Here is an 11,733-nt window from a genome sequence, read left to right as displayed (position 1 = left end):
CGGTGTGGGCGGCGCCGAGTGCTGTCAGGGCTTGTCGATCAAGGACCGGGTCGCCTCGCCAACCAGTGCGCGAAGCCAACGCACTTCGTCGGAGTAATGCACGCGCTCGTGCCAAAGCTGGTAGTACTGCATCGGCGGGAAGTCGAGCGGCGCGGGCATCACGGTGAGCGGCAGAAACTTCGCGTAGTAGTCGGCAAAGAGGCGCGTCGTCGTGAAGATCAGGTCGGACTTGATCAGCACGTACGGCGCGAGATTGAAGTAGGGCAGCGTGACAACCACGTGGCGCTTGAGCCGCTCGCGCGCGAGATGCACGTCGATCGCACCGCGCTGGCCGACCGAATACGGCGTCGGCGCCAGATGCGGCGCGTTCAGGTACTGGTCGAGCGTGAGCCCGCCGCGTTTGGCGAACGGATGCGTATTGCTCATCAGGCAGACGATCTGATCGACGAACAGATTCGACAGATGCAACTGCTCGGGCGGCTCCGGCCAGTTGCCGACCACGATGTCGAGCTTGCCGTCCTCGAGCGCCAGTTCGTAGTCGAACGCAGGACCGAGCGAATGGAACTCGAGCGTCGCGTTCGGCGCGGCCTGGCGGAAACGTTCGACGACTGTCGGCACGAACAGTACGTTCAGGTAGTCGGGACAGCCGATCCGATAGCAGCGGATCGACGTGGCCGGATCGAAGTTGTGCTGCTGGAACTTGATGCGCTCGATTTCGCGCAGCGCGTTCTGCACCGGTTCGAGCAGGCGCAGGCCGTACTCGGTCGGCACCATGCCGGACTTGCCGCGCACCAGCAGCGGGTCGCCGGTGATATCGCGCAGACGGCGCAGCGCCGCGCTGATCGCGGGTTGGGACTGGTTCAGTTTGACGGCGGCGCGCGTGACGCTGCGCTCCATCAGTAACGTGTGCAACACGCGCAGCAGGTACGTGTCGATCGCCTCGCGTTGCTGGCTCATGGACTCTCCGGATATATGTGCTGGCTGATCGAACGTGCGTAGGGGTATATGCCTTTTAATATGGACGTAAAACGACGTCAAGCGTGGCATACCCGCAGAGCTTGCAGCGGCGCGGGTTTGCGGGAATTTTGGCAACTCGACTGAGTGGGACGAATTAGGTATTGTCATTCGGTTGTGGTGACGGATCGTCCGGCGGCAGAGCGGACCGATGGTCGGCAACCCGGCGGCAAGCAGGTGCCAGGCAGCGTCAAGAACGCACTACGGAATCTCATGAGCGACACTCCACATAGCGACGGCGCGCAACTCACCGCCCAGGCGGTGCCCCGGCTGGCGCTGACGGGCATCACGAAGCAGTACCCGGCCGTGCGCGCCAACGACGACGTCACGCTCGTCGTCGCGCCCGGCGAAATCCATGCGGTGCTCGGCGAGAACGGCGCGGGCAAAAGCACGCTGATGAAGATCATCTACGGCGCGGTGCGACCGGACGCCGGCGAGATCCGTTGGGAAGGCCGCACGGTCGACATCGCGAGCCCGGCCGCCGCGCGCAAGCTCGGCGTCGGCATGGTGTTCCAGCACTTCTCGCTGTTCGAGACGCTGACGGTCGGCGAAAACATCGCGCTCGCACTCGACGAGCCGTTCGATCTAAAGACCTTGGCCAAACGCATTCGCGAGGTGTCGGCCGACTACGGGCTCGACGTCGACCCGCAGCGGCATGTGCACAGCCTCACCGTCGGCGAGCGGCAGCGCGTCGAAATCGTGCGCTGCCTGCTGCAGAATCCGCGTCTGCTGATCATGGACGAACCGACCTCGGTGCTGACGCCGCAGGCGGTCCGCAAGCTCTTCGCGACGTTGCGCCGGCTGGCGGCCGAAGGCTGCAGCATCCTCTACATCAGCCACAAGCTCGACGAAATCCAGCAGTTGTGCGACACCGCGACCGTGATGCGCGGCGGTCGCGTGACCGGCCAGGTGACGCCGAAGAACGAGACACATGCGTCGCTCGCGCAGTTGATGGTCGGTCATTCGCTGCCCGACTACACGCGGCGCGAGCACAAGCCGGGCGCGGTGTTGCTCGACGTGAAGCAGTTGTCGGTCGCGAGCGACGATCCGTTCGGCACGTCGTTGCGCGACGTGTCGTTCAGCGTGCATGCGGGCGAGGTCTTCGGCATTGCGGGCGTGTCGGGCAACGGTCAGGCGGAACTGCTCGCGGCGCTGTCGGGGGAGAAGCGCGCTGAACAACGCAGCCTTGCGGCCGACGCGATCACGATCTGCGGCAAACCGGCCGCGCGCCTCGGCGCGGGCGGGCGTCGCGCGCTCGGCTTCGGCTTCGTGCCCGAGGAGCGGCTCGGCCGCGGCGCGGTGCCGGCGATGAGCCTCGCCGACAACGCGCTGCTGACCGCGCATCGGCAGAGCATGGTCAAGTCCGGCTGGATCATGACGGCCGCGATGCGCGCGTTCGCGAAGCGTTGCATCGACGCGTTCGACGTGCGCTGCGGCGGTCCCGACGCGCTCGCGCAAAGTCTGTCGGGGGGCAACCTGCAGAAATACATCATGGGCCGCGAAATCCTGCAGGCGCCAAAGGTGCTGGTCGTCGCGCAGCCGACGTGGGGCGTCGATGTCGGCGCGGCCGCGTTCATCCGTCAGCAACTGCTCGATCTGTCCGCGCGCGGTGTCGCGATCCTGGTGATCTCGGAGGAGCTCGAAGAGCTATTCGATATCTGCGATCGCATCGCGGTGCTGGCGGGCGGGCGGCTCTCGCCGGTGCGCGCGACCGGCGCGACCAACGCCGAGGAAATCGGCCGCTGGATGGCGGGGCTGTTCGGCGACCGCGAGCAAGGCGCGGCGCCCGCAGCGGATCAGCCGGCGCATGCGTGAGGCGAAGCGTCGCCGGCCGGCCACACGCTAATACGGTCATCACGCACGCGAATGCGGACCCCGAAGAACAGAACCCGAACCCACACACGCTACCCATGACGCTTCCCTATCGACTCGAAGCCCGCACGGCGCCCTCGCGCGCGATGCAGTTCGCCGTGCCGCTGATCGCCGCGCTGCTGACGCTCGCGATCGGCTTTCTGATCTTCGGCCTCGTCGGCCGCGACCCCTTGCAGGCGATGCACGCGTTCTTCATCGAGCCGCTGTCGAGCATCAACGGCTGGTCGGAGCTGCTGCTGAAGGCGTCGCCGCTATGCCTGATCGGCCTCGGTCTGGCGATCGGCTATCGCGCGAACGTGTGGAACATCGGCGCCGAAGGGCAGATGCTGCTCGGCGGCATCGCGGCGAGCGGCGTCGCCATTTATTTCGATCAGGCGAGCGGCTGGTGGATCCTGCCGACGATGATGGCGGCCGGCATTCTCGGCGGCATGGCGTGGGCCGCGATTCCGGCGTTCCTGAAGAGCCGCTTCAATACCAACGAGATTCTCGTGAGCCTGATGCTCACCTACGTCGCGACGCAACTGCTGATCTACCTCGTGAGCGGCCCATGGCGCGATCCGCAGGGCATGAACTTTCCGCTGTCGGAAATGTTCAGCGGGGACGCACTGTATCCGGTGCTATACGGCGACTGGCACTGGAAATTTTTGCGCGGCACGCGCCTGAACGCGTCCGTGTTCGTCACGCTGATCGCGATTCCGCTCGTCTGGCTGTTCATGCGCAAGAGCTTCGCGGGCTACCGGATGAACGTCGGCGGACTCGCGCCGCTCGCCGCGCGCTATGCCGGTTTCTCGGACAAGAAGACCATCTGGACCTCGCTGCTCATTAGCGGCGGCCTCGCGGGCCTGGCCGGCATGGGCGAGATCGCCGGGCCGATCGGCCAGTTGCAGGCGACGTGGTCGCCGGGCTACGGCTTCACCGCGATCATCGTCGTGTTCGTCGGACGGCTGCATCCGCTCGGCATCGTGCTCGCGAGCCTGCTGATGGCGCTGCTGTATCTCGGCGGCGAAGCGGTGCAGACTTCGATGCAATTGCCGCAGGCGCTCTCGGGCGTATTCCATGGACTGCTGCTGTTCTGTCTGCTCGGCGCCGACCTGTTCGTGAACTACCGCGTGCGGCGCCGCCCGGCCGCCGCGGTGGCTCGTTAAGTTTGCCAATAAGCTCGCCAATCCACTCTCAGACTCGATATGGATATCCAGCAAGCCAGTGCGCTCACGTCGAGCGCGATCACCGCGTCGATCCCGCTGATGTTCGCGGGCGCCGGCGAACTCGTCGCCGAAAAATCGGGCGTGCTCAACCTCGGCGTGGAAGGGATGATGCTGATGGGGGCGGTCAGCGGCTACGCGGTCACGTCGATCACCGGCAGCCCGTGGCTCGGCGTGCTAGCCGCGATCGGCGCCGGTCTCGCGATGTCGCTGCTGTTCGCGTTCCTCACGCTGACGATGCTCGCGAATCAGGTCGCGACCGGCCTGTCGCTGACGATCTTCGGCATCGGGCTGTCCGCGTACGTCGGCAAGCCGTACACGTCGGCCGCGGTGCGCGCGACGATCGATACGTGGACGATCCCCGGGCTCGCGAAGATCCCGGTGCTCGGCCCCGCGCTCTTTACGCTCACGCCGCTCGATTACCTTGCGTTTCTGATGTTCGCCGCGATCGGCTGGTTCCTGTATCGCACGCGCGCGGGGCTCGTGCTGCGCTCGGTCGGCGAGTCGCCGCAGGTCGCGCACTCGGTCGGCTTCCCGGTGGTCGGCGTGCGCTATGGCGCGGTCGCGTTCGGCGGCGGCATGGCGGGGCTCGCGGGCGGCTACTATTCGATCGTCAATCTGCACCTGTGGCAAGAGAACCTGACGTCGGGCCGCGGCTGGATCGCGCTGGCGCTCGTCGTGTTCGCGACGTGGCGCCCCGGGCGGCTGCTGATCGGCTCGCTGCTGTTCGGCGCGGTAACGGGGCTGCAGTTCTACGCGCAGGCGATCGGCGTGCCGGTGCCGACGCAGTTCCTCGCGATGCTGCCCTACGTCGCGACGATCGTCGTGCTCGCGCTGATCTCGCGCAATCCGAATACGATTCGCCTGAATGCGCCCGCGTCGCTCGGCAAGCCGTTTTTCTCGGCGGCCTGAACGCGGCGCAGGTTTTTTATCGATCCGCTCAATACTAATCGCTCATCACGACAGGGGAAAAACATGAAGAGAAGAAATCTGCTGACCGCTTTCGCGTGGGGCGCGGCGTCGCTCGCGCTTGCAGCGCCGCTCGCGCAAACCGCGCAGGCCGCCGACGTGCCGGGCGTCGCGTTCGTCTATCTCGGCAATCCGGGCGATGCCGGCTGGACTTTCGCGCACGACCAGGGATCGAAGGAAGCCGAAGCGAAGTTCGGTAACAGGATCAAGATCACGCGCGTCGAGAACGTGCCGGAATCGGCCGACTCCGAGCGCGTGTTCCGCGATCTCGCGAACAAGGGCAACAAGATCATCTTCGGCACGAGCTTCGGCTTCCAGGACTTCCAGCTGAAGGTCGCCAAGGACTTCCCGGACACCGTGTTCCTACACGCCACCGGCTACAAGAAGGCGCCGAACTTCGGCACCTACGATGTGCGCATGTACCAGGGCGCATATCTGGCCGGCGTCGCCGCGGGCTATGTGACGAAGAGCAACACGCTCGGCTTCGTCGCATCGGTGCCGATTCCGGAAGTGGTGCGCAACATCAACGCGTTTACGCTCGGTGCGCGCTCGGTGAATCCGAAGGTGCATACGAAGGTGATCTGGATCAACAGCTGGTTCGACCCGGGCAAGGAAAAGCAGGCCGCCGAAACGCTGATCGGCCAGGGCGCCGACGTGCTGCTGCAGAACACCGATTCGAGCGCGACGCTCGCGACCGCGTCGGAGAAGCACGTGCACGCGTTCGGCTGGGATTCGGACATGAAGAAGTTCGGTCCTGATGCGCATCTCGGCTCGGTGGTCGCGCACTGGGGCGTGTACTACAGCGCGGTGATCCAGCAGGTGCTCGACGGCAAGTGGAAGAACGATCCGGTGTGGTGGGGCATTCCGCAGAAGGCCGTCAATCTCGAAGACCTGAACACGTCGGTGATTCCGGCCGATGGGCAGAAGCAGGTCGCCGCCAGACGCGACGAACTCGCGAGCGGCAAGCGTGACGTGTTCACGGGCCCGATCAAGGATCAGTCGGGCACGGTGAAGGTACCCGAAGGCAAGACCTTGACCGACGGGGAGTTGCAGCGCCTGAACTGGTACGTCGAAGGTGTCGACGGGTCGCTGCCGAAGTAAATCGGGCGGCCTGTGACTGACAAGCTGCGTCCCACCTCGGTTGGACGCAGCTTTTTTGTTTGCGGTTTTCGCCGCCGCTCAGTCCTCGATGCGCAGGCCGACCTTCAGCGTCACCTGCCAGTACGCGACCTTGCCGTCCTCGATCTGGCCGCGCGTTTCCGTGACCTCGAACCAGTGCAGATTACGTAGCGTGTTCGACGCTTTGGCAATCGCGGTGGTGATTGCATCGTCGATCGATTTCGTCGACGAGCCGGTCAATTCGATCTTCTTGTAAACGTGTTCTGACATAAATGTTCCTCCTTGGTGTGCGCCGCTGGTCGGTGAAACGCTGCGCGCAAACGCGCATTAGGAAAGTATAGGCAACGGTTCGCGCCGCCCGGGCGCCGCGTGTGCGGCATTCACGCGACACCCGATGGGCGGCAGCCCGAACCCTCGTCGCCGCACGTCGCATGCCCAGCACCGCTTGACGTCACCGCTTGGGGCGGCCGTTATCATGTGTGCGCAACATAATCCATTCAATCTGCCAGACGACGGCATTCTGCAGACGCCGCGCGGCGGCTCGAACGGGTGATGCGGCGCGCCGGAGGGAACTGCCGGGTTGAAATCTCTAAACCTGCTAAAATATTGGGTTTTTCGCCGATATCACATTCAAAGGGACGCGCTGTGCTGTCTACTGCCAATATCACCATGCAATTCGGGCCGAAGCCCCTCTTCGAGAACATTTCGGTCAAATTCGGGGGAGGGAACCGCTATGGCCTGATCGGTGCGAACGGCTGCGGCAAATCCACCTTCATGAAGATTCTGGGTTCCGACCTGGAGCCGAGCTCGGGCAACGTGATGCTCGAGCCGAACGTCCGCTTGGGCAAGCTGCGCCAGGACCAGTTCGCATACGAAGACGTGCGCGTGCTCGACGTCGTGATGATGGGCCACGCCGAAATGTGGGACGCAATGACCGAGCGCGACGCGATCTACGCGAACCCCGACGCGACCGACGACGACTACATGCACGCGGCCGAACTCGAAGCGAAGTTCGCCGAGTACGACGGCTACACGGCCGAGGCGCGCGCGGGCGAACTGCTGCTCGGCATCGGCATTGCGATCGAAGACCACAACGGCCCGATGAGCAATGTGGCGCCTGGCTGGAAGCTGCGCGTGCTGCTCGCGCAGGCGCTGTTCTCGAAGCCTGACGTGCTGCTGCTGGATGAGCCGACCAACAACCTGGACATCAACTCGATCCGTTGGCTGGAAGATATTCTCAACCAGTACAACTCGACGATGATCATCATCTCGCACGACCGGCACTTCCTGAACCAGGTCTGCACGCACATGGCCGACATGGACTACGGCACGCTGAAGGTCTACCCGGGCAACTACGACGACTACATGCTCGCCAGCACCCAGGCGCGCGAGCGTCAGCAGGCCGCCAACGCGAAGGCGAAGGAGCGCGTGGCCGATCTGCAGGACTTCGTGCGCCGCTTCTCGGCGAACAAGTCGAAGGCGCGCCAGGCCACCAGCCGTCTGAAGATGATCGACAAGATTAAGATCGAGGAATTCAAGCCGTCGTCGCGACAGAACCCGTTCATCCGCTTCGAGTTCGAGAAGAAGCTGCACAACATCGCCGTGGTCGCCGACAGCATTTCGAAGAAATACGAGCGCTCGATCTTCACTAACTTCAGCATCAGCGTGCAGCCGGGCGAGCGTATCGCGATCATCGGCGAGAACGGCGCGGGCAAGACCACGCTGCTGCGCTCGCTGCTCGGCAATCTGCAACTCGATCACGGCACGGTGAAGTGGGCGGAAAACGCGAACGTCGGCTACATGCCGCAGGATACGTACGAAGAGTTTCCAAGCGACGTCACTCTGATGGACTGGATCGACCAGTACCGCAAGGAAGGCGACGACGAGCAGATGGTGCGCGGCACGCTCGGCCGCCTGCTGTTCAATGCGGACGACATCCGCAAGTCGGTCAAGGTGCTCTCGGGCGGCGAGAAGGGCCGCATGATCTGGGGCAAGCTGATGCTGGGCCGCCACAACGTGCTGCTGATGGACGAGCCGACCAACCACATGGATATGGAGTCGATCGAGTCGCTGCAGATCGCGCTCGACAAGTTCGAAGGCACGCTGATTTTCGTGTCGCACGACCGCGAGTTCGTCAGCGGATTGGCGAACCGGATCATCGAAGTGAAGACCAATGGCACGCTGAACGACTTCGGTGGCAACTATGAGGACTTCCTGACGAGTCAGGGCGTTCAATAAGCGTTTCGATCCACGCTGATCGAATCGCATCGCAGCAAAATGCCCGTTTCGTCGAAGCGGGCATTTTTTTGGGTGGCGTCAAACTGCCATGCGCGCAAACAACCGGCTCACAGCTTGTCGTTCTGAAACCGCATCGCCGTGCCTTCTCCTGCGATCCGGACCCAGATCGCGCGCTTTTCCTCGTCGCTGAGGAACACCCAGTTCGACACCTCGGTCGCGGTGCGGCCGCAGCCCTTGCAGACCTCGTCGAAAAGCGTCGAGCAGACGCCGATGCACGGGCTGTCGGGAAGATCGTGGAGATTCGAAGTCATCGGAAACCTTGAGGCGGGAAGGCAAAGTCCCGCTATGTTAACCGATGCGCCGCGCGTGCCTGACCCCGGCGCTCGGTGTCGTGCGAAGCTCATGTCGATCGCGCTGACTCTTGCGTCCGCCATCACGCCGCAGTCGCCAGTTGCCACAACAGCGCACCATTGAGCGCGGTGATGAACGCCGCCGACAGCCATGACAGCACGAGCGGCACGCCGCGCACGCGCCAGCCGCGCATCAGCGTCGCATCCGACGCACAGCGGATCAGCGGCACCACCGCGAGCGGCAATTGCAGGCTCAGCACGACCTGGCTTGCGACCAGTAACTGATTTGAGCCATGCTGGCCGAACATGCCCACCGCCAGCAGCGCCGGCCCGATCGCGAGCGCCCGCGTGAGCAGTGCGCGTTTCCAGCGCGGCAAGCGCAGCCGCAGGAAGCCCTCCATCACCGTCTGACCGGCCAGCGTCCCGGTGACGGTCGCGCTAAGGCCGCACGCGAGCAGCGCCGTCGCGAACAGGATGCCGGCCCAGCGGCTACCGACGAGCGGCGCGATCAGCCGGTGCGCATCGGCCAGGTCGGTCACGTCGCGGTGCCCGCTCGCATAGAACACGGCGGCCGCGACGATCAGCAGCGCCGCGTTGATCACGAACGCGAACGCGAGCGAGCCGAAGGTATCGAGATTGACGACGTGCAGCGCGACCTTGATCTGCGCGTCGCTGCCGTCCGGCGCGTGATGCTTGACGAGTGCCGAATGCAGATACAGGTTGTGCGGCATGACCGTTGCACCGACGATGCCGGCCGCCAGCCACAGCATGCCCGCGCTTCGGATCAGCTCCAGGCTCGGCGCGGCGCCGGCCAGCGCCGCGTGCCAGTCGGGCCGCGCGAGTGCGAGCTGCACGACGAAGCACAAGCCGACGAAGCCGATCAGCGCGGCGATCACCGCCTCCAGCCTGCGGCCGCCTTTCTGCTGGAGCGCGAGCAGCGCGAACGTGCAGACCGCCGACATCAGCACCCCGACCGTCAGCGACACGCCGAGCAGCAACTGCAACGCGACCGCGCTGCCGACTACCTCGGCGACGTCGCAGGCGATGATCGCGACTTCGCTGGTCAGCCACAGGAACAGCGTCGCGCGGCGGCCATTGCGCTCGCGGCACAGCTGCGCGAGATCACGGCCGGTCACGACGCCCAGGCGCGACGACAGCCATTGCATCAGCATCCCCATCAGGCTCGACAGCAGCACGATGCCGAGCAGGCGGTAGCCGTAGCTCGCGCCGGCGCCGAGCGCGGTCGCCCAGTTGCCGGGATCGATATAGCCGACCGCGATCAGCGCGCCGGCGCCGAGGAACGAGAACCAGTGCGCCGGACGCGTCGGCGCGCCCGGCAGACGCCGGCGGCGGTTGGGACGCATCGCGAAAGGATCGGTGTTCATCGGTGCCTGAGCTTCGGAAAATTGCATCCTGCTGCAAGTCACATGCCCAATGCAAGCGCGGCGCGCGGCGGCCGTCCGTGCGACGACAATCGCGCGGCATGCAGCGAAAGATCATTCATGATAGGAGCATTCGAGCACCCGCGCGGGTCTTGGCGACGCACCGCCCAGGTGCGAGCCAATGCCGAGCTGACAACCAGATAACAGCGACACGTCGAAACCCCCGCAGCCCGTGCGCAGCACGGGTCGCGCGCGGCCGCCGCACGCGTATTTTTCGATAGACACGCGCCGATAACCCGTTAAAATTGCGCCCATTTTGCAGTGGCGCGGCCGGAGCCTGTACCGTTTGCGCGACAGCTCCGGGTTTATTTTGGAGCGGGCAATATTTGGTGGTAGCTTTCGGGGTTTTCAGGGGACCGTGCGCGCAGTGGCGCGGCTTGAGTGACGAGAGGATCGGAGAACGGGATGAACAAGCGGATAGTGGGGCATGTGGCGGCGCTGGTCTTGTGCGCGGCGCCGTGGTTGACGGCCGCTGCGAAGGATACGCAGCTCAACGTGTATAACTGGTCCGACTACATCGCGAAGGATACGATTCCGAACTTCACGAAGCAGACCGGCATCCAGGTCAAGTACGACAACTACGACAGCGACGACACGCTGCAGGCGAAGCTGCTCACCGGCAATTCGGGCTACGACATCGTGGTGCCGACCAGCAACTACGCGGGCAAGCAGATCGCCGCGGGCATCTTCGAGCCGCTCGACAAATCGAAGCTGCCGAACCTGAAGTACCTCGACCCGTCGCTGATGGCGCTGGTCGCCGGCGCCGATCCGGGCAACAAGTACGTGGTGCCCTGGGCGTACGGCACGACCGGCCTCGGCTACAACGTGACGAAGGTCCGGCAGATCCTCGGCAAGGATGCGCCGCTGGACAGCTGGGACATCCTGTTCAAGCCGGAAAACGTCTCGAAGCTGAAGGCCTGCGGCGTATCGGTGCTCGACGCGCCGGACCAGATGTTCGCAGCCGCGCTGCACTACATGGGTAAGGACCCGATGAGCACGAACCCGGCCGACTACCGTGCCGCGCTCGAGATGCTGAAAAAGATCCGCCCGTACATCACGCAGTTCAACTCCTCGGGCTATATCAACGACCTCGTCGGCGGCGACATCTGCTTCGCGTACGGCTGGTCGGGCGACGTCGTGATCGCCAAGCATCGCGCGATCGAGGCGAAGAAGCCGTACAAGATCGAGTACTTCGTGCCGAAGGGCGGTGCGCCGGTGTGGTTCGACGTGATGGCGATTCCGAAGGATGCGAAGCACAAGCAAGCCGCGCTCGAGTGGATCAACTACATCGAGACGCCCCAGGTGCACGCCGCGATCACCAACGCCGTGTACTACCCGAGCGTCAATATGGAAGCGCGCAAGTACGTGGACAAGGACGTCGCGAACGATCCGGCCGTGTACCCGTCGCCGGAAACCATCAAGACGCTGTTCCTGTTGAAGCCGCTGCCGCAGGAAATCCAGCGGCTGCAAACGCGGTTGTGGACCGAGTTCAAGTCCGGCCGCTAAGCGCGGCAAGCAACGGATAAG

Annotated in this window: 10 protein-coding genes; 6 read left to right on the top strand and 4 right to left on the bottom strand. The window is 64.4% G+C overall.

What is annotated here, in order from left to right:
- Positions 1-24: 24 nt before the first annotated feature.
- Positions 25-957, bottom strand: coding sequence for a LysR substrate-binding domain-containing protein (locus BJG93_RS08975; protein WP_027197952.1), 933 nt, complete (start codon positions 955-957; stop codon positions 25-27).
- Positions 958-1,227: 270 nt separating this feature from the next.
- Between BJG93_RS08975 and BJG93_RS08970 the strand changes: the two genes are divergently transcribed.
- From BJG93_RS08970 to BJG93_RS08955, 4 genes are all read left to right on the top strand, one after another.
- Positions 1,228-2,829: an ABC transporter ATP-binding protein gene (locus BJG93_RS08970; RefSeq protein ID WP_027197951.1), complete on the top strand. Its 1,602-nt coding sequence runs from the start codon at positions 1,228-1,230 to the stop codon at positions 2,827-2,829.
- A 95-nt stretch (positions 2,830-2,924) separates the two neighbouring features.
- Complete coding sequence (locus BJG93_RS08965) at positions 2,925-4,031, top strand: ABC transporter permease (RefSeq protein WP_027197950.1); 1,107 nt, start codon at positions 2,925-2,927, stop codon at positions 4,029-4,031.
- Between the two features lie 39 nt (positions 4,032-4,070).
- Complete coding sequence (locus BJG93_RS08960; RefSeq protein ID WP_027197949.1) at positions 4,071-5,000, top strand: ABC transporter permease; 930 nt, start codon at positions 4,071-4,073, stop codon at positions 4,998-5,000.
- A gap of 63 nt (positions 5,001-5,063) precedes the next feature.
- A complete protein-coding gene (locus BJG93_RS08955) occupies positions 5,064-6,158 on the top strand; it encodes a BMP family ABC transporter substrate-binding protein (RefSeq protein ID WP_027197948.1) in 1,095 nt (364 codons plus the stop codon).
- Positions 6,159-6,236: 78 nt separating this feature from the next.
- Here the strand turns inward: BJG93_RS08955 and BJG93_RS08950 are convergent, their stop codons facing one another.
- Positions 6,237-6,446 carry a dodecin gene (locus tag BJG93_RS08950; RefSeq protein WP_027197947.1) on the bottom strand — a complete coding sequence of 70 codons (210 nt, stop codon included), beginning with the start codon at positions 6,444-6,446 and terminating at the stop codon, positions 6,237-6,239.
- Positions 6,447-6,821: 375 nt separating this feature from the next.
- Here BJG93_RS08950 and BJG93_RS08945 point away from each other — a divergent pair, with 375 nt between their 5' ends.
- Positions 6,822-8,414, top strand: coding sequence for an ABC-F family ATPase (locus tag BJG93_RS08945; RefSeq protein ID WP_034479453.1), 1,593 nt, complete (start codon positions 6,822-6,824; stop codon positions 8,412-8,414).
- A gap of 107 nt (positions 8,415-8,521) precedes the next feature.
- Here BJG93_RS08945 and BJG93_RS08940 read toward each other — a convergent pair whose 3' ends face one another.
- Both BJG93_RS08940 and BJG93_RS08935 read right to left on the bottom strand, forming a co-directional pair.
- A complete protein-coding gene (locus BJG93_RS08940) occupies positions 8,522-8,725 on the bottom strand; it encodes a DUF1289 domain-containing protein (RefSeq protein ID WP_027197945.1) in 204 nt (67 codons plus the stop codon).
- A 122-nt stretch (positions 8,726-8,847) separates the two neighbouring features.
- Positions 8,848-10,149, bottom strand: a complete 1,302-nt coding sequence (locus tag BJG93_RS08935; protein ID WP_027197944.1) for an Nramp family divalent metal transporter — start codon at positions 10,147-10,149, stop codon at positions 8,848-8,850.
- Positions 10,150-10,611: 462 nt separating this feature from the next.
- Between BJG93_RS08935 and BJG93_RS08930 the strand changes: the two genes are divergently transcribed.
- Complete coding sequence (locus BJG93_RS08930) at positions 10,612-11,712, top strand: polyamine ABC transporter substrate-binding protein (RefSeq protein ID WP_027197943.1); 1,101 nt, start codon at positions 10,612-10,614, stop codon at positions 11,710-11,712.
- The last annotated feature ends 21 nt before the right edge of the window (positions 11,713-11,733 follow it).

The sequence above is a fragment of the Paraburkholderia sprentiae WSM5005 genome, from assembly GCF_001865575.2.
In the GTDB taxonomy this organism is placed as follows: domain Bacteria; phylum Pseudomonadota; class Gammaproteobacteria; order Burkholderiales; family Burkholderiaceae; genus Paraburkholderia; species Paraburkholderia sprentiae.
This window is presented reverse-complemented; position numbering and strand designations above follow the sequence as displayed.

What these genes read in the sequence shown, in the direction of transcription:
- BJG93_RS08935 (WP_027197944.1), bottom strand. Translation starts at nt 10,149, where the DNA reads ATGAACACCGATCCTTTCGCGATGCGTCCCAACCGCCGCCGGCGTCTG.
- BJG93_RS08960 (WP_027197949.1), top strand. Translation starts at nt 4,071, where the DNA reads ATGGATATCCAGCAAGCCAGTGCGCTCACGTCGAGCGCGATCACCGCG.
- BJG93_RS08955 (WP_027197948.1), top strand. Translation starts at nt 5,064, where the DNA reads ATGAAGAGAAGAAATCTGCTGACCGCTTTCGCGTGGGGCGCGGCGTCG.
- BJG93_RS08975 (WP_027197952.1), bottom strand. Translation starts at nt 957, where the DNA reads ATGAGCCAGCAACGCGAGGCGATCGACACGTACCTGCTGCGCGTGTTG.
- BJG93_RS08940 (WP_027197945.1), bottom strand. Translation starts at nt 8,725, where the DNA reads ATGACTTCGAATCTCCACGATCTTCCCGACAGCCCGTGCATCGGCGTC.
- BJG93_RS08930 (WP_027197943.1), top strand. Translation starts at nt 10,612, where the DNA reads ATGAACAAGCGGATAGTGGGGCATGTGGCGGCGCTGGTCTTGTGCGCG.
- BJG93_RS08970 (WP_027197951.1), top strand. Translation starts at nt 1,228, where the DNA reads ATGAGCGACACTCCACATAGCGACGGCGCGCAACTCACCGCCCAGGCG.
- BJG93_RS08965 (WP_027197950.1), top strand. Translation starts at nt 2,925, where the DNA reads ATGACGCTTCCCTATCGACTCGAAGCCCGCACGGCGCCCTCGCGCGCG.
- BJG93_RS08950 (WP_027197947.1), bottom strand. Translation starts at nt 6,446, where the DNA reads ATGTCAGAACACGTTTACAAGAAGATCGAATTGACCGGCTCGTCGACG.